General features: G+C 71.0%; 22 protein-coding genes. 11 read left to right on the top strand and 11 right to left on the bottom strand.

Annotated features, from left to right (window positions below; genetic code table 11):
- Nucleotides 1-38: 38 nt before the first annotated feature.
- Nucleotides 39-989, bottom strand: coding sequence for a LysR substrate-binding domain-containing protein (locus ACIBJG_RS15865; RefSeq protein WP_399308069.1), 951 nt, complete (start codon nt 987-989; stop codon nt 39-41).
- A gap of 256 nt (nt 990-1,245) precedes the next feature.
- Here ACIBJG_RS15865 and snpA point away from each other — a divergent pair, with 256 nt between their 5' ends.
- On the top strand, nt 1,246-1,926 hold the full coding sequence (gene snpA, locus ACIBJG_RS15860) for a snapalysin (protein ID WP_399308068.1): 681 nt from the start codon (nt 1,246-1,248) through the stop codon (nt 1,924-1,926).
- A 73-nt stretch (nt 1,927-1,999) separates the two neighbouring features.
- Here snpA and ACIBJG_RS15855 read toward each other — a convergent pair whose 3' ends face one another.
- The 5 genes from ACIBJG_RS15855 to ACIBJG_RS15835 form a co-directional block, all read right to left on the bottom strand.
- Complete coding sequence (locus tag ACIBJG_RS15855; RefSeq protein ID WP_399308067.1) at nt 2,000-2,359, bottom strand: GntR family transcriptional regulator; 360 nt, start codon at nt 2,357-2,359, stop codon at nt 2,000-2,002.
- Between the two features lie 2 nt (nt 2,360-2,361).
- Nucleotides 2,362-3,345, bottom strand: coding sequence for a DUF1648 domain-containing protein (locus tag ACIBJG_RS15850; protein WP_399308066.1), 984 nt, complete (start codon nt 3,343-3,345; stop codon nt 2,362-2,364).
- 207 nt (nt 3,346-3,552) lie between these two features.
- Nucleotides 3,553-4,221, bottom strand: a complete 669-nt coding sequence (locus ACIBJG_RS15845) for a DUF6304 family protein (protein ID WP_399308065.1) — start codon at nt 4,219-4,221, stop codon at nt 3,553-3,555.
- Between the two features lie 99 nt (nt 4,222-4,320).
- On the bottom strand, nt 4,321-5,367 hold the full coding sequence (locus ACIBJG_RS15840) for a family 2 encapsulin nanocompartment cargo protein polyprenyl transferase (RefSeq protein ID WP_399308064.1): 1,047 nt from the start codon (nt 5,365-5,367) through the stop codon (nt 4,321-4,323).
- A gap of 143 nt (nt 5,368-5,510) precedes the next feature.
- Nucleotides 5,511-6,917, bottom strand: coding sequence for a family 2B encapsulin nanocompartment shell protein (locus tag ACIBJG_RS15835; RefSeq protein ID WP_399308063.1), 1,407 nt, complete (start codon nt 6,915-6,917; stop codon nt 5,511-5,513).
- A 179-nt stretch (nt 6,918-7,096) separates the two neighbouring features.
- Here ACIBJG_RS15835 and ACIBJG_RS15830 point away from each other — a divergent pair, with 179 nt between their 5' ends.
- From ACIBJG_RS15830 to ACIBJG_RS15815, 4 genes are all read left to right on the top strand, one after another.
- Nucleotides 7,097-7,546: an RrF2 family transcriptional regulator gene (locus tag ACIBJG_RS15830; protein ID WP_399308062.1), complete on the top strand. Its 450-nt coding sequence runs from the start codon at nt 7,097-7,099 to the stop codon at nt 7,544-7,546.
- A gap of 92 nt (nt 7,547-7,638) precedes the next feature.
- Nucleotides 7,639-8,835 carry a globin domain-containing protein gene (locus tag ACIBJG_RS15825; RefSeq protein WP_399308061.1) on the top strand — a complete coding sequence of 399 codons (1,197 nt, stop codon included), beginning with the start codon at nt 7,639-7,641 and terminating at the stop codon, nt 8,833-8,835.
- A gap of 144 nt (nt 8,836-8,979) precedes the next feature.
- Nucleotides 8,980-9,570, top strand: a complete 591-nt coding sequence (locus ACIBJG_RS15820; RefSeq protein WP_399308060.1) for an N-acetylmuramoyl-L-alanine amidase — start codon at nt 8,980-8,982, stop codon at nt 9,568-9,570.
- Between the two features lie 40 nt (nt 9,571-9,610).
- A complete protein-coding gene (locus ACIBJG_RS15815) occupies nt 9,611-10,555 on the top strand; it encodes a 1-aminocyclopropane-1-carboxylate deaminase/D-cysteine desulfhydrase (protein ID WP_399308059.1) in 945 nt (314 codons plus the stop codon).
- Here the strand turns inward: ACIBJG_RS15815 and ACIBJG_RS15810 are convergent.
- Nucleotides 10,531-12,132, bottom strand: a complete 1,602-nt coding sequence (locus ACIBJG_RS15810; RefSeq protein ID WP_399308058.1) for a Na+/H+ antiporter — start codon at nt 12,130-12,132, stop codon at nt 10,531-10,533. The two genes, ACIBJG_RS15815 and ACIBJG_RS15810, sit on opposite strands and share 25 nt — an antisense overlap.
- A gap of 35 nt (nt 12,133-12,167) precedes the next feature.
- On the opposite strand from ACIBJG_RS15810, the gene ACIBJG_RS15805 reads away from it, so the two are divergent.
- The 3 genes from ACIBJG_RS15805 (at nt 12,168) to ACIBJG_RS15795 (ending at nt 14,049) form a co-directional block, all read left to right on the top strand.
- Entirely contained in the window at nt 12,168-12,428 is a 261-nt protein-coding gene (locus ACIBJG_RS15805; RefSeq protein ID WP_362545298.1) for a UBP-type zinc finger domain-containing protein, read from the top strand.
- Nucleotides 12,429-12,658: 230 nt separating this feature from the next.
- Complete coding sequence (locus tag ACIBJG_RS15800; RefSeq protein WP_067163834.1) at nt 12,659-13,072, top strand: anti-sigma regulatory factor; 414 nt, start codon at nt 12,659-12,661, stop codon at nt 13,070-13,072.
- A 50-nt stretch (nt 13,073-13,122) separates the two neighbouring features.
- Complete coding sequence (locus ACIBJG_RS15795) at nt 13,123-14,049, top strand: RNA polymerase sigma factor SigF (protein ID WP_399308057.1); 927 nt, start codon at nt 13,123-13,125, stop codon at nt 14,047-14,049.
- Nucleotides 14,050-14,128: 79 nt separating this feature from the next.
- Here the strand turns inward: ACIBJG_RS15795 and ACIBJG_RS15790 are convergent, their stop codons facing one another.
- Complete coding sequence (locus tag ACIBJG_RS15790) at nt 14,129-14,521, bottom strand: hypothetical protein (protein ID WP_399308276.1); 393 nt, start codon at nt 14,519-14,521, stop codon at nt 14,129-14,131.
- Nucleotides 14,522-14,765: 244 nt separating this feature from the next.
- Between ACIBJG_RS15790 and ACIBJG_RS15785 the strand changes: the two genes are divergently transcribed.
- Both ACIBJG_RS15785 and ACIBJG_RS15780 read left to right on the top strand, forming a co-directional pair.
- Entirely contained in the window at nt 14,766-15,734 is a 969-nt protein-coding gene (locus ACIBJG_RS15785) for a diacylglycerol/lipid kinase family protein (RefSeq protein WP_399308056.1), read from the top strand.
- A 318-nt stretch (nt 15,735-16,052) separates the two neighbouring features.
- Nucleotides 16,053-16,310: a WhiB family transcriptional regulator gene (locus ACIBJG_RS15780; protein ID WP_003953983.1), complete on the top strand. Its 258-nt coding sequence runs from the start codon at nt 16,053-16,055 to the stop codon at nt 16,308-16,310.
- A gap of 235 nt (nt 16,311-16,545) precedes the next feature.
- Here the strand turns inward: ACIBJG_RS15780 and ACIBJG_RS15775 are convergent, their stop codons facing one another.
- Together ACIBJG_RS15775 and ACIBJG_RS15770 are read right to left on the bottom strand one after the other, a co-directional pair.
- Nucleotides 16,546-18,012 carry a sensor histidine kinase gene (locus tag ACIBJG_RS15775; protein ID WP_399308275.1) on the bottom strand — a complete coding sequence of 489 codons (1,467 nt, stop codon included), beginning with the start codon at nt 18,010-18,012 and terminating at the stop codon, nt 16,546-16,548.
- Nucleotides 18,013-18,410: 398 nt separating this feature from the next.
- A complete protein-coding gene (locus ACIBJG_RS15770) occupies nt 18,411-19,481 on the bottom strand; it encodes an SIS domain-containing protein (protein ID WP_399308055.1) in 1,071 nt (356 codons plus the stop codon).
- A gap of 216 nt (nt 19,482-19,697) precedes the next feature.
- Here ACIBJG_RS15770 and nagB point away from each other — a divergent pair, with 216 nt between their 5' ends.
- Nucleotides 19,698-20,483: a glucosamine-6-phosphate deaminase gene (gene nagB / locus ACIBJG_RS15765; protein ID WP_399308054.1), complete on the top strand. Its 786-nt coding sequence runs from the start codon at nt 19,698-19,700 to the stop codon at nt 20,481-20,483.
- A gap of 196 nt (nt 20,484-20,679) precedes the next feature.
- Here nagB and ACIBJG_RS15760 read toward each other — a convergent pair whose 3' ends face one another.
- Nucleotides 20,680-22,218 (bottom strand): glycoside hydrolase family 3 protein, encoded by a 1,539-nt coding sequence (locus ACIBJG_RS15760; RefSeq protein WP_399308053.1) that lies wholly within the window; start codon nt 22,216-22,218, stop codon nt 20,680-20,682.
- Between the last annotated feature and the right edge of the window lie 4 nt (nt 22,219-22,222).

Below are 22,222 nucleotides of genomic sequence, written 5' to 3'. Positions count from 1 at the left end.
CGGAACTCATGCCTCCGAGGCCGGTCGCGGACCCGTGCTCAGGACAGGGCGAGCGGGCTGCGGTGGCGCAGCAGCCACTGGTGGTAGCCGGCCGCTCGCCGGGCCGCCTCCCGGTAGGCGGCCTCCAGTTCTCCGTACACCACCGTCATGTCGGCGCCCGGCCGGGAGACCAGGAGCAGCCGGACGGCGAGCGGGTCGTCGCGCAGCGGGCGGATCGCCATGTCGTCGCGCGGCCCCGAGGTGGGCTGGCAGGGCGCCACCGCCTCACCGAGGACGACGAGCGACGCGGCGGTGAGGTAGTCGCCGTGCAGCACCGTCGGCGCGACACCGGCGGCGCCGAACACCCGGCGCAGACCGTCCCATTCGCCGTCCACCGTCGGGTCGACCATCCACCGGTCGGAGGCCAGGTCGGCCAGGTCGACGACGGGCAGCACCGCCGCCGGATGGTCGCGGGCCATGGAGATGAACTGCGGTTCCCGTTCCAGCAGGACGCGCTGTTCCAGGCCGTCGGGGACGGACAGCGGCGATCCCTCCACCTCGTGCACGAAGGCCACGTCGAGCCGGCCCGCCCCGACCGCGCGGAGCAGTGCGTGGGCCGACACGTCGACCCGCAGGGAGATGTCCGTACCGGGCAGCCGAATGCGCAGTCCGCGCAGCCAGCCGCCGATGACCCGGCTGGCGGTGCAGCCGATCCGCAGCCGCGACCCGCCGGCGCGGGCGGCATCCACCTCCGCCTTCGCGTCGGTGACCAGGGCGCTCATGCCGTCGACGAGGGGCCGGGCCCGGCCGATGACGGCGCGGCCCAGCAGGGTGGGGCGGCAGCCGGTGCGTTCACGGCTGAACAGTTCGGCACCGAGCGCGTTCTCGATGCGCCGCAGCTGGGTGGTGAGCGAGGGCTGGCTGACGCCCAGTCTGCGGGCTGCCCGGTGCAGGCTGCCGGTGTCGGCGATGGCGCACAGCGCCCTGAGGTGCCTCACCTCAAGCTCCATGCTGCCGAGAGTAGGGCGGCGCAGTCGCACCGCACCAGATGCCGCAACCCCATCAAATACCGTTAATTCAGCGCCTGTTGGCGCGACAGATGCCGGGTGTGCGGCCGTGGGCCCCTGGCGGGCGATAGGGCGGCGCTATCGCCGGTTGGCATCATCCGCGCGGAGCCGCGTTCCCCGACACTCGCTGCGTACCGCCCCCGTTCGCGTCCGCTGACCGGACGGGCCCCCTGGCAGGTAACCCGTAGGAGAACCCCCCATGAGACACCCCAGGACCGTCATGTCCGCCGTGATCGGCCTCGGCTTCGGCCTCGCCGCCGCGCTGGGCACCGCCCCCGCGATCGCCTCCACCGCCCCGGCGCCCGCCGCTCCCCCCGTGTCCGCCTCGGCCGTCCACGCCGCGTACACCTCCCACGCCGGTTCGCACGAGAGCGGCGCCGCCAACAAGGCGTTCTTCGAGGCGGTGACGAAGTCGGTGGCCGAGAAGCGGGCCGCGCACCCCGGCGTCCAGGCCGTCACCATCGTCTACAGCACCGCCAATGCTCCGAGCTTCCGTTCGGAGATAGCCAACAGCGCGCAGATCTGGAACGGCTCCGTCTCCAACGTCCGGCTGCAGGAGGGCTCGAACGCCGACTTCTCGTACTACGAGGGCAACGACCCGAGCGGCTCGTACGCGAGCACGGACGGGCACGGAAACGGGTACATCTTCCTCGACTACGCGCAGAACCAGCAGTACGACTCCACCCGTGTGACGACCCACGAGACCGGTCACGTCCTCGGCCTTCCGGACCACTACTCGGGCCCGTGCAGCGAGCTGATGTCGGGCGGGGGCCCCGGCCCGTCGTGCACCAACCCGTATCCGGACTCCAATGAGCGCAGCGAGGTGAACTACCTCTGGCAGAACGGCTTCGCGGCCGCGCTGGCCCGCAGCGGTTCCTGACTCCGCCACAGGCCCTGAGGGCCACCTCGCAGGACGGGGTGGCCCTTCGTGGGCAGGGGATGCGCTGCGGCTGTCATCCGGCGGCGAGTTCGCTCCGGACCAGGGTCACCAGTTCGTCCTCCGTCATCCCGAGTTCGCGCGCCTCGCCGACCATCTCGCGCACCCGCTCCAGCAGTCTGGCGCGGTGGGGGGAGGCGCCGTCGGCGACGACTGCGCCACGGCCGCGGCGCAGTTCGATGAGCCCTTCCTCGCGCAGCCTCCGGTAGCCGCGCAGGGCCGTGTGCACATTCACACCGAGCGATTCGGCGAGCACCCGGGCGGCGGGCAGCCGTTCGCCGGGGGCAACCGCCCCGTCGGCGACGGCGCGTCGCACACAGGCCGCGATCTGGTCGCCGAGCGGCACGGTAGAAGTGGGGTCGACCCGGAAGAGCATGGTCAGTGTTCCGTTCGGCGCTGGTCGATCAGGGTGTTGAGAAGTGCGGCGGCGGTCGCCGAGTCGTCCACCGTCACCGCGAAGTCCCGCCCGCCCGCCAACCGTGCCACGATCCCCTCACCAGAACGGATCATGACGCCGGTGCGTCCCGGCCGGATCCGGTATCCCCAGCCCCCGTACTCCGTGAGCGGGTTGATGTCCCGGCTGACCGCCGTCTCGATCCGGTCGAGCGGAACCCGCACACGCGGCCACGGCAGCACTCCGGACACGGTGATCCCGCGCCGGTCCACGGTCACGTACGGACGGGCGAAGCCCGCCAGGAGCAGCCCGACCAGAAGAACCGGAACCGCTGCCGCCCAGCCCGCGGTGAACAGCAGCACGACCCCTGCCGCGCAGGTCAGGGCCGCCGCCGGCAGCAGCCATCGGTTCCCCGCACTGCGCGCCCAACCCGCGACCTCCCCGGCAGCCAGCGCGATCCGCTTTCCGTCAGCGGCCGGATCGACAGCCGCCGGCGGCTCGGGTACGGGGAGGAGCGCGGCGAGCAGCAGTCCGAGCCCGAAGGCGAGCGCCGCGACTACCGGCGCGGCGGCCAGGTGCCACATCGGGAACGAGACGTCCTGGGCACGTCCCTGCGCGTCCTCGGCGGCGTCCACGTTGACGAGCAGTACCACCGCCATCAGGTAGCCCAGCAGACCGGCGACGGCATAACCGCAGGCGACCATCCTCCTGTACGCCCTGCCGTGGAAGCCTCCCCTGCCGGTCATCAGCACCCACAACGCGCCCGTTCCCACGAGCAGCACCGTGGTGACGACGACGTACGCGCTCCGGCCCGCGTAGTCGTCCGCCCGGCCGTTGCCCACGAAGTGACTGGCCAACTGCGCGGGCAGGCGGTCACGACGCATGGCGAAGAGAATCAGGTCGACGGCGAGGGCCAGCAGGAACGGCAGAGCGGCGAGAGCCACGCGGCCGACGTTCTTCCGGTTCATCAAAACCTCCATTGTTCGCATGCTAGTAGAACAATGACCGGGCGGCAACGCAATGGCGCGAGGGGAGACGTGAGGAGAGGCGTCAGGGGGGCGCGAGGGGCACCGCGAGGGTGCGGCCGCAACGACGGACCGGCCCGACGGCGTTGGGCCGTCAGGCCGGTTGAGGGGGTGTCACAGGAGACGGGCCGCCGCCCGCCCGGGATACGGTCAGGCCGTTTCGAGCGGGAACGCGCCACGGTGGCCGGTGCCCGCGCCCGCCTCCGGGCGGGGTTCGAACTCGCGGCAGCTCCAGACCTCCTGGACGAATCCGCTGCGCCGGTCCCACAGGTCGAGGACGTCGTCCTCGCCGGTCGCCCCGCGGTAGGCCTCCTTGGCACCCCGGAAACAGGCGAGGCCGCCGGAGAGCCCGCGGCCGGGAGCCGGGAAGTAGTCCGAGAAGGCGCACGCGATGCACGTCTGGAGCCGGATCCCGGGCGGGAGGGACCGCTGGATGGTGGCGAGCGCGGCGCCGAAGTCACTCTCGGCCCGGTGGGACCGGAAGGCCGCACCGCCGTACCGCAGCTCCAGATAGAGGTACGGGTCGGGCCTGCGGAGCGACAACAGGCAGCTCAGCGTGGCCTGATGGACCGCGCCGTCCACCGTGACGGGGAACGGCAGGTCCCACTCAAGGACGCAGTCGTTGAGCATCCCGTCGGCAAGGGCGAACATCCCGCTCTCCGGCGGCATGCCCGCCACCGGGCACAGGCCGTCGAAGCTCTCACCCTCGAAATCGACGCCCCTGATGCGAAGGCGGAGTTGCTGTCCGTCGGTGGTGAGGATGACGGCATCGGAGCCCTGTCGGTCCCGGTACCACCCTGCCCACGACTCATCTGTCATGGGCAGGGACTGTAGCCCGTGGCTCGGACACTCCCCGTGCCGCCCTCCACTTCGGCGCCCGACCCCTGTGACCTCGGCCGATCCGGGATCGGCCTGCGGTCAGTGCGTCCGGCGGGTGACGAACTCCGCCAGGGCCAGGAGATCGCCCGCCGCCGACAGATCGGGCACGGCCCGGGACAGGTGATGCACCGCCCGCGCCATCCGGTCCGCGGCACAGACCTGCGCCCAGTCACGGCCGCCCGCCCGGTCCACGGCGTCGGATGCCCGGCTCACCTCACCGGGCGTGTTCATGGGGCCCCGGTAGAGCGCGGCGAGCTCCGCCGCCGCCGGGGTGCCCGAGGTCAGCGCGGCGACCACGGGCAGCGACTTCTTGTGGGCGGACAGGTCCGCGCCGACCGGCTTCCCGGTCTGGGCGGGGTCGCCCCAGATGCCGATGAGGTCATCGATGAGCTGGAAGGCCAGCCCGGCCTCCCGGCCGAAGCCGTCCATCGCTCCGACGGCGCGCTCCTCCACGCCCGCGTAGAGGGCGCCCAGCGCGCAGGCACAGCCGAGCAGCGCTCCCGTCTTCGCCGTCGCCATGGTGAGGCACTCGTCCAACGAGACCTCGTCCGGCCCGCGTTCCTCGAAGGCGCAGTCCGCCTGCTGGCCCGCGCACAGCTCGATGACACAGGTGGAGAGCCGGGCCGAGGCCCGGGCCGAGACCGCGCGGGCGTCCTCGGCGAGGAGCCGCTGGGCGAGGGCGAGCATGGCGTCGCCGGCGATGACGGCGTCCGGGATGCCGAAGACCGTCCAGGCCGTGGCCCGGTGGCGGCGGGTACGGTCCTCGTCGATGACGTCGTCGTGCAGCAGGGTGAAGTTGTGGGCCAGTTCCACGGCGACGGCCGCCCGCACGGCGGCCTTCGGGTCACCGCCGAGCGCCCGGGTGGCGGCGAGGACGAGCGCGGGTCTGATCGCCTTGCCGGCGCCGCCCGCGGCGGGGCTGCCGTCGGCATGCTCCCAGCCGAAGTGGTACATCGCTACACGCCGGATCGACCCCGGCAGGGAGGCGACCGCGGCCCGCAGATGCGGATCGACGAGGGTCCGGGTGTACTCCAGGAGCGCCGCGGCCTCGTTGCCCTCGGTGGCGGCGGCGTCGGTACGGGTCATGGTCAATCGGTCACCCCGGTCGTTGCCGTCCCCGGCCCCCGATGACTTCTCGCCCCGGGGGCCGGGGACGTGGGTGGTTGCTGTGGGTGCGCCGGCTGCGGCCGGCGGGGTCCCGGACCGGGCGGGCCCGGGACCCCGCGGACTCACCGCCAGCGGCTGACCTCGACGTTCTCCAGGACACCGAGGGCGTCCGGGACCAGTACGGCCGCGGAGTAGTAGGCCGTCACGAGGTAGGAGATGATCGCCTGCTCGTCGATCCCCATGAAGCGGACCGACAGGCTGGGCTCGATCTCGTCCGGGATGCCCGTCTGCTGGAGGCCGATGACACCCTGTTCGGCCTCGCCGGTCCTCATGCAGATGATCGACGTGGTGCGGGCTTCCGTGACCGGGATCTTGTTGGACGGGAAGATCGGGACCCCGCGCCAGGCCGGCACGTGGTGTCCGCCGATGTCCACGCTCTCCGGCACCAGACCACGCTTGTTGCACTCGCGGCCGAAGGCGGCGATGGCGCGGGGGTGGGCGAGGAAGAGCTTCGATCCGCGGCGGCGCGACAGCAGCTCGTCCATGTCGTCGGGGCTGGGCGCCCCGTCGTGGGGCTGGATCCGCTGTCCGTAGTCGCAGTTGTTGAGCAGGCCGAACTCCCGGTTGTTGATCAGCTCGTGCTCCTGGCGCTCGCGCAGCGCCTCGACCGTGAGCCGCAACTGCTGCTCGGTCTGGTTCATCGGCTGGTTGTAGAGGTCGGCGACCCTGCTGTGCACCTTCAGGACGGTCTGGGCGACGCTCAGTTCGTACTCGCGGGGCGCGGCGTCGTAGTCCACGAACGTGTGCGGGACGACTGCCTCGCCGCTGTGCCCCGCGGACAGGTCGATCTCCGCCTCGCCGTACTTGTTGGTGCGCTGGTTCGGGATGGCGAGCAGCCCGGCGAGATGGGCGCTCAGCGATTCGGACCGCTCGGCGAGGTTGAGCACATCGGCCCGCCTCAGCGTCAAGACCGTGCACGCCGTGACGGCGCGGGCCGTGTACTCCCAGAGGGCGTCACCCTCGACCAGGGAGTGGTCCCCGAAGTAGGCCCCGTCCGCATGGACGCCGAGCACGGTCTCGTCCCCGTAGGGCCCGGTGCCGACCTTCTCGACCTTTCCGTGCGCCAGCAGGAAGACCCGGTCCGCCGCCTCACCCGCCGTGGCCAGGAGCTGTCCGGCGGGAATGTCGCGCTGCTCGCACCGCCTGGCCAGTTCGGCGAGCACCTCCTCGTCCCCGAAGTCCCTCAGGGCCGGGAGTTCACCGAGCTCGGCGGGGATCACCGAGACCCGGTCGCCGGTCTGTACGAAGGTCACCCGACCGTCCCCGACCGAGTAGCTCAGCCGGCGGTTCACCCGGTACGTGCCGCCCTGCACCTGGACCCACGGCAGCATCTTCAGCAGCCACCGCGAGGTGATCTCCTGCATCTGCGGAGCGGACTTGGTGGTCGTCGCGAGGTTCCGCGCGGCTGCCGTGCCAAGACTCTGCTGCGGCGGCACCTGCGCGTTCTGAACCTCTTCACCAACGGACATCTGTCGTCCTCTCGATTCTTCGGCTGACCTGCGAGAAGAACCTTTCAGCATGCGGACTCCACACGCCATTACACAAAAGAGTGTGACTAATCGGGCTTTGGGCTGGGCACAACGCTGCGCGATACCCAGCCGACCGGTTAATTTGCATACGGAATGCAAGTTCACTTACCGTGACCGTCATGCGGCTGACGAGGTTCACGGACGTGGCACTGCGCGTACTGATGCGTCTCGCCGTCGTTACGAGCGAGGATCCGCCGACCACCCGGGAGGTGGCGGCGACCATGCAGGTGCCGTACTCCCACGCCGCGAAGGTCGTGGCCCGTCTCCAGCACCTCGGCCTGGTCGAGGCGCGACGGGGGCGCGGTGGCGGGCTCACGCTCACCGCGGCCGGCCGCTCCGCCTCCATCGGCGGACTCGCCCGCGAGCTGGAGGGCCCGGGCGACGTCGTCGAGTGCGAGGGCGCCACCCCCTGCCCGCTGCGGTCGGACTGCCGGCTGCGCCACGCCCTGCGGGCGGCCTCGGAGGCCTTCTACGCCTCACTCGACCCGCTCACCGTCGCCGAACTGGTCTCCTCCCCGACCGGGCCCCTGCTGATCGGCATCAGCAGCAGGCCGCCCACGGACGACTGAACGACCCCCCGACGCACCGGCCCCGGGGCCCGGTTCCTACACTGAGCTTAAATGCGCATCTGAGATGCCAATTCTGATCCAAGGAGTTAACGATGCTCTCCGAGCCGTCGACCGCCACCGTCCGTGCCACCCTTCCCGCCGTCGGCGCGGCCATCGGAGACATCGCCGATCTCTTCTACCGCAAGCTGTTCGACGCCCACCCCGAGCTGCTGCGCGACCTGTTCAACCGCGGCAACCAGGCCTCCGGCGCCCAGCGCCAGGCCCTCGCCGGGTCCATAGCCGCTTTCGCGACCCAGCTGGTCGAGCACCCGGACACCCGTCCCGACGTGATGCTCGACCGCATCGCGCACAAGCACGCCTCGCTCGGCGTCACGGCCGCCCAGTACGACGTCGTGCACACGCACCTGTTCGCGGCCATCGCCGAAGTACTCGGCGACGCGGTGACCCCCGAGGTCGCGGCCGCCTGGGACGAGGTCTACTGGCTGATGGCCAACGCACTGATCGCCATCGAGGACCGGCTGTACGCACAGCAGGGCGTCGTAGCCGGCGACGTCTGGCGCGACTGGGAGGTGGCCTCCCGCACCGAGGAGACCGCAGACGTCGCCACGTTCCAGATCCGCCCGTCCGACGGCGCCCCGGCCCCCGCCTTCCACCCCGGGCAGTACGTGTCCGTGCAGGTCGAACTCCCCGACGGCGCGCACCAGATACGCCAGTACAGCCTCTCCTCCGCCCCCGGTTCGGCACTCCGCTCGTTCACCGTCAAACGGGTCCACGGCGGTGGCGCCCCCGACGGCGAGGTCTCGCAGCAGCTGCACACACAGGTCCGGGCCGGTGACCGGCTCCGGGTCTCGGCTCCGTACGGCGACCTCGTACTGAAGTCCACCGGCGCTCCGCTCCTGCTCGCCTCCGCGGGCATCGGCTGCACCCCGATGCTGTCGATGCTGGAGCACCTCGCGGACTCCGGCCACCGCGCGCCGGTGACCGTGGTGCACGGCGACCGCTCCCCCGCCGACCACGCGCTGCGCGCCGACCACGCCCTGTTCACCGCCAAACTCCCCGACGCCGCGGCGCACTTCTGGTACGAGGACCCGGAGCCCGGCCACCCGGCGGACCGCACCGGCCTGGTCGACCTGACCGGCGTGGTGATCCCCTCCGGCACCCACGCCTACCTCTGCGGCCCCTTGCCCTTCATGAGGGCCGTGCGCACCCAGCTGCTCGCCAAGGGCGTCCCGGCGGCCGACATCCACTACGAGGTGTTCGGCCCCGACCTGTGGCTCGCCCAGAACTGAGGGACGGCCGGGCGGAATTGACCGGATCGGCTCGCACAGCGTCCGAACAGTGCCCCGGAATCTCCCCGTAACTGGTCCGGGACCCCGTCCGTCGGGTAGAAGCGCTGTACGGACACACTCCCCCCACGCACGAAGGAGTCGGTCATGTCCTCACCCATGTCCGCGAGCACCTTTCTCGACGCCCTCAAGGACGAAGGGCTCACCGTCGTCCAGGTCGGCGACTGGCGCACCCACAACCGCAACCACAAAGGCCCCTGGGGGCCGGTCAACGGCGTGATGATCCATCACACGGTCACCAGGGGCACCGCCGCGACCGTCCGGATCTGCCGGGACGGCTACACCGCACTGCCAGGCCCGCTGTGCCACGGCGTCATCGCCAAGGACGGCCGGGTGCACCTGGTCGGCTACGGACGGGCCAACCACGCCGGACTCGGCGACGACGACGTGCTGCGCGCCGTCATCGCCGAGAAGGGCCTGCCGACGGACAACGAGGCCAACACCGACGGGAACCGGCACTTCTACGGCTTCGAGTGCGAGAACCTCGGCGACGGCGAGGACCCCTGGCCCGCCGTCCAGCTCGAAGCCATCGAGAAGGCCGCGGCCGCGGTCTGCCGGCACCACCACTGGACCTCCCGTTCGGTCATCGGCCACCGGGAGTGGCAGCCCGGCAAGGTCGACCCGCGCGGCTTCTCGATGACCTCCATGCGGGCACGGATCCACGACCGCCTGAAGTAGCCGGAGCCCGCTCCCGCCCGGGCGCGGCCACAATGGAGCCATGCCCTCCACGCCGTCCGGACAGGACCTCGGCCTCTCCCGGCTGCAGCCGGTGCTCCCGTCACCCCTGCAGCCGGCCGAGGACGAGCGCTTCGCGCGTCACGGAGTGACGCTGCTCCTCAAGCGCGACGACCTGATCCATACGGACCTGCCGGGCAACAAATGGCGCAAACTCGCCCCGAACCTCCGCGCCGCGGCCGGCCGGCCCGTACTTACCTTCGGCGGCGCCTACTCCAACCACCTGCGCGCCACGGCCGCCGCCGGCCGGCTGCTGGGCTTCCGCACCATCGGCGTCGTCCGCGGCGACGAACTCGCCCACCGCCCGCTCAACCCCTCGCTCGCCCGGTGCGCGGCCGACGGCATGCTGCTGCGCTTCGTGGACCGCCGCACGTACCGCGACAAGACCGATCCGCGGGTCCTGGCGGGCCTGCTGAGCACCTACGGGGAGTGCGAGGTCATCCCGGAGGGCGGCAGTAACGCCCTGGCCGCACAGGGCTGCACAGAGCTCGGCCACGAACTGCGCGGGTCCGTCGACGTGGCGGCGGTGGCCTGCGGCACCGGAGGCACCCTCGCCGGACTCGCCGCGGGCCTGGCGCCCGGACAGCGCGCCCTCGGCATCCCGGTCCTGCGCGGCGGCTTCCTGGGGGACGCGGTACGCGAACTCCAGCGCGAGGCGTTCGGCGGACCGGCCGGAGCGTGGTCCCTCGACGACCGGTTCCACTTCGGCGGATACGCCCGCACCACGCCCGCCCTGCACACGTTCGCCGACGACTTCGAGGACCGGCACGGGCTCCCGGTCGAACGGCTCTATGTGGCCAAACTCCTGTACGCGCTGACCGAGCTGGCCGGGGAGGGCGCGTTCCCCTCCGGATCCACCGTGGCAGCCGTCATCACGGCGCGCCCCGACGCTCCCCCGGAGGATCAGTCGTCCGACTCCTCCCGGTAGGCCGCGGCCTCCTCCAGGTCGAGGCGCCTGAGCAGGGTCCGCATCATCTCGTCGTCGATGCCGCGCTCGTCCCGCAGCCTTACGAAGACCTCGCGCTCGGCCTCGATCATCTCGCCGGCCAGCCGCCTGTAGGTGTCGTCCGCCGACTCCCCCGTCACCGGATTGGCCGCACCGAGCCGCTCCCAGACCGCGTTGCGGCGGCGCTCCAGGACCGTGCGCAAACGGTCGGTGAGCGGCTGGGGCAGGCAGTTGCGCTGATCGGCGAGCAGCTCCTCCAGACGCGCCTCGGCGGCCGTGGACGCCTCGCTCTGGGCCTGCGCCTCGGCGAGCGTCTCCGCCTGCCGGTCGCGCCCCGGAAGCTTCAGGACCTTCACCATGACCGGCAGGGTGAGCCCCTGGACGACCAGGGTGCCGATGACGGTGGTGAACGTCAGGAACAGCACCAGGTTGCGGGCCGGGAACGCCTCGCCGGCGCTCGTGACCATCGGGATGGAGAAGGCGATGGCGAGCGAGACGACGCCGCGCATCCCGGCCCAGCCGACGATCAGCGGCGAGGTCCAGTCGGTCTCGGGTTCCCGTTCCCGGATGCGTCTGGACAGCAGGCGTGGCACGTAGGTCGCCGGATAGACCCAGATGAACCGGACCACGACGACCGCCAGGAACACCGCCACCGCGTACCAGAGGGCCTCGCCGACGGCGTACGTACCGAGCCCCTTCAGTACGAAGGGCAACTGGAGGCCGATCAGGGCGAAGACGGCGGACTCCAGGATGAACGCGACCATCTTCCAGACGGCGGCCTCCTGGAGCCTGGTGGCGAAGTCGACCTGCCAGGAGCGGTGGCCCAGGTAGAGCGCGACGACGACCACGGCGAGCACCCCGGAGGCGTGGACCCGTTCGGCGGCGGCGTACGCCACGAACGGGATCAGGAGCGACAGGGTGTTCTGGAGCAGGGGCTCCCTGAGGTGCGTCCGGAGCCAGTGCAGCGGGACCATGAGCACCAGGCCGACGCCGACACCGCCGACCGAGGCGAGCAGGAACTCGCCGATCCCGCCGCCCCAGCTCACGCCCTCGCCGACGGCCGCGGCGAGCGCCACCTTGTAGGCGGTGATCGCGGTGGCGTCGTTCACCAGGGACTCGCCCTGCAGGATCGTCGTGACCCGCGCGGGAAGGCCGACCCGGCGGGCGATGGCGGCGGCGGTGACGGCGTCCGGCGGGGCGATGACGGCGCCCAGCACCAGCGCGGCCGTGAGCGGCAGGTCGGGCACCAGCCGGTACGCCAGCCAGCCCACCGCGACGGTGGCGAACAGCACATAGCCGACGGAGAGCAGGGCGACGGGGCGGATATTGGCCCGCAGGTCCAGGTACGAACTGTCCACGGCCGCCGTGTAGAGCAGCGGCGGCAGCAGGAGCGGCAGCACGATGTGCGCGTCCAGCGTGTACGTCGGCACGCCCGGCAGATACGAGCCGATCAGCCCGAGGGCCACCAGCAACAGGGGGGCCGGCACCGGCGTCCGGCGGGCCAGACCGGCCGTCGCCGCACTGGCCGCCACCAGCGCCACCAGTGGCAATGCGTCCATCTCACGGTCCTCGCATCCGTCGTAACCTGGCCATCATGAGTGAGTGCCCGCATGTACCGGACCTGCCGCGCCCCGAACCCGCAGCCCTCGCCGAGACCTGTCTCGAATGCCGCGCGGCGGGCACCCACCCCGTGCAACTGCGACTCTGCCTGATGTGCGGCCATGTCGGCTGCTGCGATTCGTCGCCCCGGCAGCACGCCACGGGACACTTCAAGGAGACCGGTCATCCGGTGATGCGGAGCTTCGAGGCCGGCGAGAGCTGGCGCTGGTGCTTCGAGGACGGTTCGATCGTCTGACGTCTGGGTACGTCAAACCGGCGCCTGTTGTTCGTAATTGACCGTCGCAGACCTCTAGCCACTGTGTGTACTCATGGGCTTACCATGAGTGACAGTCATGGGATGGGTCTCGGCGACACGGCATCATGGATCGCGATAGCGTCGCCGGACCAAGAACCGAAGACGTACCGCATGGCTCCGGGCGACCCTTCCCGGATCCTCGAAGAGTTTGTGCCACCTTGGAGGTGAGGGTGTCCCAGATCGCAGGCGAGCCCGGGAATCAGGACTTCGTAGAGGTCCGGCTGCCCGCTGCGGGTGCCTACCTGTCGGTGCTGCGTACGGCTACGGCCGGTCTCGCAGCGCGTTTGGACTTCACTCTCGACGAGATCGAGGATCTTCGCATCGCGGTCGACGAGGCCTGCGCGATCCTGCTCCAGCAGGCCGTGCCCGGTTCCGTCCTCAGCTGCGTGTTCCGGCTCGTCGACGATTCTCTCGAGGTGACGGTTTCGGCCCCGACGACGGACGGCCGGGCCCCGGAGCGCGACACGTTCGCGTGGACGGTGCTCTCCGCACTGGCCGGAAAGGTCGACTCCTCGGTCGCCGATGACCGTACGGTCAGCATCAGCCTGTACAAACAGCGCGGCGCGGGACCCGGGCCGGCGTGAGCAACGGGAACGGGGACGGTCCTGTGCGGGACGAGACGATCCGACCAGGGGTGGTGCGCGCAGCAGGCATCCCGGAACAGCAGGCCCTGCCTCATCCGGTGGACGGGGCGGACGTGCCCCGTGCGGTGGACGGGGCACAGGGGCCCGCCGGCATTACGGTCGCGGTGGAGCAGTCGCAGGCGGAGCGGGCAGGCCAGATGAGCGAGCACGGGCACCACGATCCACACGACCGCAGCGCGGCGCGGGCGTTGTTCATCGAGCTGGGCAAGCTCCCGGACGGGTCACCCGAGAAGGCGGAGCTGCGCAACCGGCTGGTGCGGATGCACCTGCCGCTGGTGGAGCACCTGGCGCGGCGCTTCCGCAACCGCGGCGAGCCGCTGGACGATCTCACCCAGGTCGCCACGATCGGTCTGATCAAGTCGGTGGACCGGTTCGACCCGGAGCGCGGCGTCGAGTTCTCGACGTACGCGACACCCACGGTCGTCGGCGAGATCAAGCGGCACTTCCGCGACAAGGGCTGGGCGGTGCGGGTGCCGCGCCGGCTCCAGGAGCTGCGGCTCTCGCTGACCACGGCGACCGCGGAGCTCTCCCAGCAGCACGGCCGCTCGCCGACGGTGCACGAACTGGCGGAGCGGCTCGGCATCTCCGAGGAAGAGGTTCTGGAGGGCCTGGAATCGGCCAATGCGTACAGCACGCTCTCGCTGGACGTGCCGGACACGGACGACGAGTCCCCCGCCGTCGCGGACACGCTCGGCTCCGAGGACGAGGCGCTGGAGGGTGTCGAGTACCGGGAGTCGCTGAAGCCGCTGCTGGAGGACCTGCCGCCGCGAGAGAAGCGGATCCTGTTGCTCCGCTTCTTCGGGAACATGACCCAGTCGCAGATCGCCCAGGAGGTCGGCATCTCACAGATGCACGTCTCCCGGCTGCTGGCCCGCACGCTGGCCCAGCTGCGCGAGCGGCTGCTCGTCGAGGAGTAGGCGGGCGCAGGGGCGGCCGGGCGGGGCACCCCCGTCCGGATCCGGCCGCCCCGAGGCTGCCGGATCGCCGTACAGCTCCTCAGGCGTCGGCGCTGTCCGCGTCGGGAGTCGTGCCCGGCCGGCGGATGCCGAGCGCCTCGATGGTCGTGGGCCTCGCCAGCTGGTAGAACGCGGTCAGCGCCACCGCGGCGAGCACGATCCCGGCCGGGATCAGCACCCCGTGGGACCGCAGCAGTGTCCAGGCCACCGGCAGCGCGATGATCTGCGTGATGAGCGCCGGTCCGCGGCTCCAGCTGCGTCGCCGGAGCAGTCCGCGGGCGGCGATGAGCGGGATCAGCCCCAGCGCGATCACCGTCAGGCCGCCCATTTCGGCCTGCTGCGGACTGTCGGGGCGCCCGAGCAGCCCCATGACCAGCATGTAGACACCGCCGATGACCAGGGCCGCGCCTTCGAGGACGTTGAGTCCGGCCACGAGCGTGATCCTGGCCGGCTTCGGCGGTTCGGCCAGAGGCATCGGCGAGGGCGCGTTCTCCTGAGTACTCACCCTTGCAGGTTGGCATCCCGGGCACACGAAAGCGAAGCCGGGGTCGAAACACCACCGGATCGCCGGCGCACGCCACGCGCGGACCCGCACGCCGCGCCCAGTTCGTCACTCAGCGTGAAGGCAACCGGGCAGGACTTCAGGCCCGTACCTCGCGGTAGGTAGTCTGGCAGTCATGCGCGCACTTCTTGTGGTCAATCCAGCTGCCACCACCACCAGTGCGCGGACCCGTGACGTGCTGATTCACGCGCTGGCCAGCGAGATGAAGCTGGAGGCCGTGTCCACGGAGTACCGCGGGCACGCCCGCGACCTGGGACGACGGGCCGCCGACAGCGACGACATCGATCTCGTGGTCGCGCTCGGCGGTGACGGCACGGTCAACGAGGTCGTGAACGGCCTGCTCCACAACGGCCCCGACATCGACAACCTGCCGAAACTCGCCGTGGTTCCCGGTGGCTCCACCAATGTCTTCGCACGCGCCCTCGGTCTGCCGAACGACGCGGTGGAGGCGACCGGCGCCATTCTGGACGCGCTGGCCAACCGGACCGAGCGCACGGTGGGCCTGGGGCTGGCGGCCGGTACCCCGGGCACGGAGGACGAATCCGTCCCGGAGCGCTGGTTCACCTTCTGCGCCGGCCTCGGATTCGATGCCGGAGTGATCGGCCGCGTCGAACAGCAGCGTGAGCGCGGCAAGCGTTCGACCCATGCGCTGTACGTGCGCCAGGTGATGCGCCAGTTCCTGGAGGAGCCGCATCGGCGGCAGGGGATGATCACGCTGGAGGCGCCCGGTCAGGACCCGGTCACCGACCTCGCGCTCTCCATAATCTGCAACACGGCCCCCTGGACCTACCTGGGGAACCGGCCGATGTACGCCTCCCCGAAGGCCTCGTTCGACACCGCCCTGGACGTCCTCGGCCTGCAGCGTCTGTCCACCGCCGCGGTCACCCGGTACGCCACGCAGCTGCTCACTTCGAGCCCGGAAAAGGGCCCGCGCGGCAAGCACGCTGTTTCACTGCATGACCTCACGGACTTCACCTTGCATTCAAAGGCCCCACTGCCCTTCCAGATGGACGGTGACCACCTGGGGCTGCGTACGAGTGTGACGTTCACAGGCGTACGCCGTGCACTGCGTGTGATTGTGTGAGTGGAAGGGACCAAAGTCCTTTAACTCGAACGTTTGGACTGGCTTCCACCCTCTAGAAGTACGGCTGTGACCTAGCCGACACCGAGGAATCAAAAAAAACTTTCCAGAAGGGGTTGTATCCGTCGCCGAGGTTTGCGAATCTCTACATGGCGATCGGGACGGCCCGCAACAACGGCCTCCACTGAGAGCCAGAACCCCTCCTCACTGCACAGGACCACAACCAGTTCATCTGGGCGTCGGCTCGACACTTGCGGGGGGATTCGTGAAAGCGTTCACATTCACAAGCCACAGTACGTATACCAAGGAGAGGTAGCAGCCATGGACTGGCGTCACAACGCCGTTTGTCGTGAGGAAGACCCGGAGCTGTTCTTCCCCATCGGCAACACCGGTCCTGCGCTGCTGCAGATCGAGGAAGCCAAGGCCGTCTGCCGTCGCTGCCCCGTCATGGAGCAGTGCCTGCAGTGGGCGCTCGAGTCCGGCCAGGACTCCGGCGTCTGGGGTGGCCTCAGCGAGGACGAGCGCCGCGCAATGAAGCGCCGCGCCGCTCGCAACCGGGCGCGTAACGCCAGCGCCTGACCGACGCCACCGCTACGAACCTCAGCCAGGCGGCGCGTACGGAGTGTACGCATCACCCCGCCCCCCGAGTCGCAGCGCGCAGTACCCCCGAAGCGCATGCTTGACCAGAGAGCCCGGACCGTTCACCAACGGTCCGGGCTCTCTGCTGTGCGTACGTCCGCGCTGCTCGTCGGCGCGGACCGGGAACGCGTTACGTGTCACTTGTCCGCGCGGACCGGTAATGCGCTCATACGTGCTACTTGTCGGCGCGGACCGGGATGTCGAGGACGACCTGGGTGCCTCGCTCGGGCGCCGGCACCATGCCGAACGAGCCGCTCAGCTCGCCCTCCACCAGCGTGCGCACGATCTGGAGTCCCAGATTCCCGGCGCGCTGCGGGTCGAATCCCTCGGGCAGACCGCACCCGTCGTCCTGAACGGTGATCAGCAACCGCCCCTCGGTGGGTGAACCGCCGCGCACCGCAGAAACCTCGACCGTGCCGGACTCGGCCACGCCGAACGCGTGCTCCAGGGCGTTCTGCAGCACCTCGGTGAGGACCATCGCCAGCGGGGTGGCCACTTCGGCGTCGAGGATGCCGAAGCGTCCGGTGCGCCGGCAGGTGACCTTGCCGGGTGAGATCTCGGCGACCATGGCGATGACCCGGTCGGCGATCTCGTCGAACTCCACCCGCTCGTCCAGATTCTGGGACAGCGTCTCATGGACGATGGCGATCGAACCGACGCGCCGCACCGCCTCGTTGAGCGCCTCGCGGCCCTGCGGGGAGTCCATCCGGCGGGCCTGCAGGCGCAACAGGGCCGCAACCGTCTGGAGGTTGTTCTTCACCCGGTGGTGGATCTCCCGGATCGTGGCGTCCTTGGTGATCAACTCGCGCTCGCGGCGGCGCAGTTCGGTGACGTCGCGCAGCAGGACCAGGGAGCCGATGCGGACCCCCTTGGGCTTGAGGGGGATCGCCCGGAGCTGGATCACGCCGCCCGTGCACTCGACCTCGAACTCACGGGGCGCGTAACCGCTGGCCAGTTTGACCAGCGCCTCGTCCACCGGGCCGCGGGAGGGCGCGAGTTCGGCGGTGATCCCGCCGAGGTGCTGTCCGACCAGGTCGGAGGCGAGGCCCAGGCGGTGGTAGGCGGAGAGGCCGTTGGGGCTGGCGTACTGGACGACGCCGTCGGCGTCGAGGCGGACCAGCCCGTCGCCGACCCGCGGCGAGGCGTCCATGTCGACCTGCTGGCCGGGGAAGGGGAAGGACCCGGCCGCGATCATCTGGGCCAGGTCGGAGGCGGACTGGAGGTAGGTGAGTTCCAGCCGGGACGGCGTACGGACCGTGAGCAGGTTGGTGTTACGGGCGATGACGCCCAGGACGCGGCCCTCCCGGCGCACGGGGATCGACTCGACCCGTACGGGAACCTCCTCGCGCCACTCCGGGTCGCCCTCGCGCACGATCCGGCCCTCGTCCAGTGCCGCGTCCAGCAGCGGACGGCGGCCGCGCGGGACCAGGTGGCCGACCATGTCGTCCTGGTAGGAGGTGGGGCCGGTGTTGGGCCGCATCTGGGCGACGGACACGTAGCGGGTGCCGTCACGCGTCGGGACCCAGAGCACGAGGTCGGCGAAGGACAGGTCGGAGAGCAGTTGCCACTCCGAGACCAGCAGATGGAGCCACTCGAGGTCGGTGTCACTCAGGGCTGTGTGCTGGCGGACGAGGTCGTTCATGGAGGGCACGTGTGCGAGCGTACCTGTGGATGTGCACAGGTTCCGAACCGGACGGCCCGCCCGTACGTGCAGGAGGAAGGGCCGGAAATCGCCGTGTCCCGCGGATGGACACCGCGAGTGGTCTAGTCCACAATGCAGAAGACAGAGCCTCCGCTCTCCCCGCACAGGAGAGCGGAACGAGGTACCCGCGCTCTCTGCCCTGACTGCGCCGGTGCCTCTCCCCGGCCGGGGGCACCGCACACCGCCGGCCGAGCCGGCCGCCCGTAACGGGCGGTCCTACTCCGGGCTGCGGTGCTGGTCGGGCTGAGGGTCCCGGCCCGGCGCCGCGGCCCGCGGGTGTTTCCGGGCCCGGCTCCACCGCCCTCACCGCGTGCTTCCCGGGCCGGTTCGCATGGCCCTCAGCGGGTCTCGGTGACCTTCGCGAGCGCGCGCGGCGCGTCCGGGTCCTGGCCCCGGGCGATCGTCACCTCGTAGGCCAGCATCTGCAGCGGCAGGATCTCCAGAATCGGCTGAACCTCCTCGGCGACCCCGGCCATCGGCAGCACGAACCCCGCGGAGGCCGCTTCCACCTGGGCCTTCGGGCCGACCACGAAGAGGTCCGCCCCTCGGCCGCGCAGCCGGTCGAGGACCGGCTGGAGGGCCTCGCCACCCCGGCCGTCGGTGACCACGGCGATCACCGGGGAGATGTTGTCGACCATGGCCAGCGGACCGTGCAGCAGATCGGCGCCGGAGTAGGACAGAGCGGGGATGTAGCTCGTCTCCATCAGCTTCAGGGCGGCTTCCTTGGCCGTGGGATAGCCGTAGCCGCGCGAGGTGATGACCATGCGCTCGGCGAAGCGGTAGCGGGACGCCAGGGCCTTGACCTCGTCCCTGCGGGCCAGGATCGCCTCGGCGAGCTCCGGCAGGATCGCGGCTGCCGCCCCGTCGCCGCCGCGCAGACCCTCCACGAAGAGGTACAGGCAGAGCAGCGAAGCGGTGTACGTCTTGGTGGCCGGCAGGGCCTTCTCCGGCCCCGCCAGGATGTCGATGTGGTACTCGGAGACCGCGGCGAGCGGTGAGTCCGGGCTGTTGGTCACCGCCAGCGTGATGGCTCCGGCCTCCCGGGCCGCCTTCGTCGACGCCACCAGGTCGGGCGATCCGCCGGACTGGCTCACGGTGACGACCAGGACGTCCCTGAGGTCCGGCTTCGCGCCGTACGCGGTGGTCGTGGACATCGAGGCCAGGCCGCAGGGCAGGCCGAGCGTGATCTCCAGCAGGTACTTCGCGTAGAGGGCCGCGTTGTCCGACGTGCCGCGGGCGGTGAGCAGGACGAAACGCGGCTTCCTGGCCGCGATCTCGGCGGCCACCGCCCGGATGGCGGGTGCGCCCCGGTCGAGGATGCGCCGGAGCATCTCGGGCTGCTCGGCCATCTCGCCGGACATGATCCGGCCGGGCTGCTCGCTCTCGTCGGCCGGGTACGTGGCGGACATGTCTGGTGCCTCCCGGGGTGTCGCGATGCGTCGGTCAAGTCCAACACGGGGCACCGCGGGCCCGCCAGCGGAAGGCGCCGGCGCGCACTTGACCGGGGGCCCTGCAACGCGTCCCCGACGGGTGACCGGGGCCGTGTCCGGGAGCGCGAGTTCTGCTAGATTAGGCCTTTAAGTGGTCTATACCACACGTCTTCACTCCAGATCGGCAGGCCCCGCGTGGAAGTTGTCATCGTCCCGGACGCCAAGGCAGGCGGCGAACTGATCGCGGGGGCCATCGGCGCCCTGCTGAGCCGTAAGCCCGACGCCCTTCTCGGCGTTGCCACCGGCTCGACCCCGCTGCCCATCTATCAGGCGCTGGCCGAAAAGGTCCGCTCCGGCGCGGTGGACGCGTCGCGCGCCCGCATCTGCCAGCTCGACGAGTACGTGGGGCTGCCGGCGGGCCACCCGGAGTCGTACCGTTCCGTGGTGCTGCGCGAGGTCGTCGAGCCGCTCGGGCTCTCCGAGGCCTCGTTCATGGGTCCGGACGGCTCCGCCGAGGACGTCCAGGCCGCCTGCGAGGCCTACGACAAGGCGCTCGCCGCAGCCGGCGGAGTGGACCTCCAGCTGCTCGGCATCGGCACGGACGGGCACATCGGCTTCAACGAGCCGTGCTCCTCGCTCGCCTCGCGTACCCGGATCAAGACGCTGACCGAGCAGACCCGGGTCGACAACGCGCGCTTCTTCGACGACGACATCGAGCAGGTGCCGCACCACGTCATCACCCAGGGCATCGGCACGATCCTGGAGTCCCGCCACCCGATCCTGCTCGCGACGGGCGAGGGCAAGGCGGACGCGGTGGCGCAGACGGTCGAGGGCCCGATCGCCGCGATCGTGCCCGCGTCGGCGCTGCAGCTGCACCCGCACGCGACGGTCGTGGTCGACGAGGCGGCGGCGTCCAAGCTGAAGCTGGCGGACTACTTCCGCGCCACGTATGCGGCGAAGCCGCTGTGGCAGGGTATTTAGTTCTGCCGGTACGCGGGAGGGCCGGGACACCGTGTGGTGTCCCGGCCCTCTCGCGTGCGGGGGCATCCCGCGTGGACGTTCTGCCCTCAAGCGCCGGGCGGGCTTGAATGTGACGACCCGGCCGTCCGGTACCGGCTTTGTCCTCAATCGCCGGACGGGCTTGGTTTAACCTGGCCGGCTTGACCGTTTCCTGGTTCTACTTCGGTGACACGATCGCTTCCGCCGCTGCTAGGCCGCAGACCCTGGCCGCGCCGTGGGTGGCGATGTGCAGGGCGCCCCGGGGCTCGGCCTGGGGGACGCCCATCTCGACCACGATCGTGTCCGGGCGCGCCGCGAGCACCGCGTCGAGGGCCTCGGTCATCCACGGGTGACGGTGCGCGTCGCGGACGACCGCGACGATGCGCCGCTCCCCCGCGGCCCGCAGCACACCGGCCGCGGGTGCCTCGGTGCGGCCGCTGTACGTGTCCGTCCCGGTACCCGGAACCAGCCGGGCCAGTTCGGCGGCGACGCCCCACGGGGTCTCGTCGCCCACGGCGATGTTCGCGACCGGAGTGAACGCGGCGACGTAGGCCGGTCCGGTGAGCGGCTCGCCCGTGCCGGTCACCTTCACCGCGCGGCGGGCGGCGATCAGACCGATGTCCGAGCCGATGCCCTTGCTGCTTCCGGTGCCGGGCGCGGTCCCCTCCTGCACTGCCGCGCCCGGCTCCGAGACAGCCCCCCTGGCCCGCCGCGTCCAGGACGCGAGGGCCCGTACCCGGGCTGCGGCGTCGGCCAGCCGCTCCTCGGGCAGTTCACCGGCACGGACGGCCGCGACCAGCGCGTCGCGCAGTCGCAGGACCGTGCTGTCGTCGTCGAGGCCGCCGCCGACGCAGAGCGCGTCGGCACCGGCCGCGATCGCGAGGACCGAGCCGCGCTCGATCCCGTACGTCGAGGCGATGGCCTGCATCTCCACGGCGTCGGTGACGATCAGGCCGTCGTAACCCAGCTCCTCGCGCAGCAGACCGGTCAGGATCTGCGGGCTCAGGGTCGCCGGGCGGTGCGGGTCGAGCGCGGGGAGCAGGATGTGCGCGCTCATCACCGATTTGGAGCCTGCCGCGATGGCTGCCCGGAACGGCACCAGTTCGCGGGCGTGCAGGGTCTCCAGGTCCACGTCGATGCGGGGCAGCGCGTGGTGCGAGTCGACCGCGGTGTCGCCGTGCCCCGGGAAGTGCTTGGTGCAGGCGGCGACGCCGGCGGCCTGGAGGCCCTCGACGTACGCGGCGGTGTGCCGGGCGACCAGGTGGGGGTCGGCGCCGAAGGACCGCACCCCGATGACCGGGTTGCCGGGGTTGGAGTTGACGTCCGCGGAGGGCGCCCAGTTGAGGTTGACGCCGCAGTCGGCGAGCCGGCGGCCCAGCTCCTGGGCAACGGCTCGGGTCAGCGCGACGTCGTCGACGGAGCCGAGCGCCAGGTTGCCGGGGAAGGACGAGCCGTGACGCACCTCCAGCCGGGTGACGTCGCCGCCCTCCTCGTCGATCGCGACGAGCACGTCGTCGCGCTCGGCCCGGAGCTGTGCGGTGAGCGCGGCGAGCTGCTCGGGGGTGACGATGTTGCGGCCGAACAGACCGACGGAGGAGAGGCCCTCACCGACGCGGCGCAGCAGCCAGTCCGGTGCGGTGGTGCCGGTGAAGCCCGGCTGCAGGACGGCGAGGGCGTCGCGGGTGACGGTGTCCGTGGTGGAAGTCAGGGTGGTCATGGGA

Origin of the sequence: Streptomyces sp. NPDC050422, from assembly GCF_044458665.1 — a bacterium.
Classification (GTDB): Bacteria; Actinomycetota; Actinomycetes; order Streptomycetales; family Streptomycetaceae; genus Streptomyces.
The sequence above is the reverse complement of the archived record's forward strand: the minus strand, read 5'-3'. Positions and strand labels throughout refer to the sequence as shown.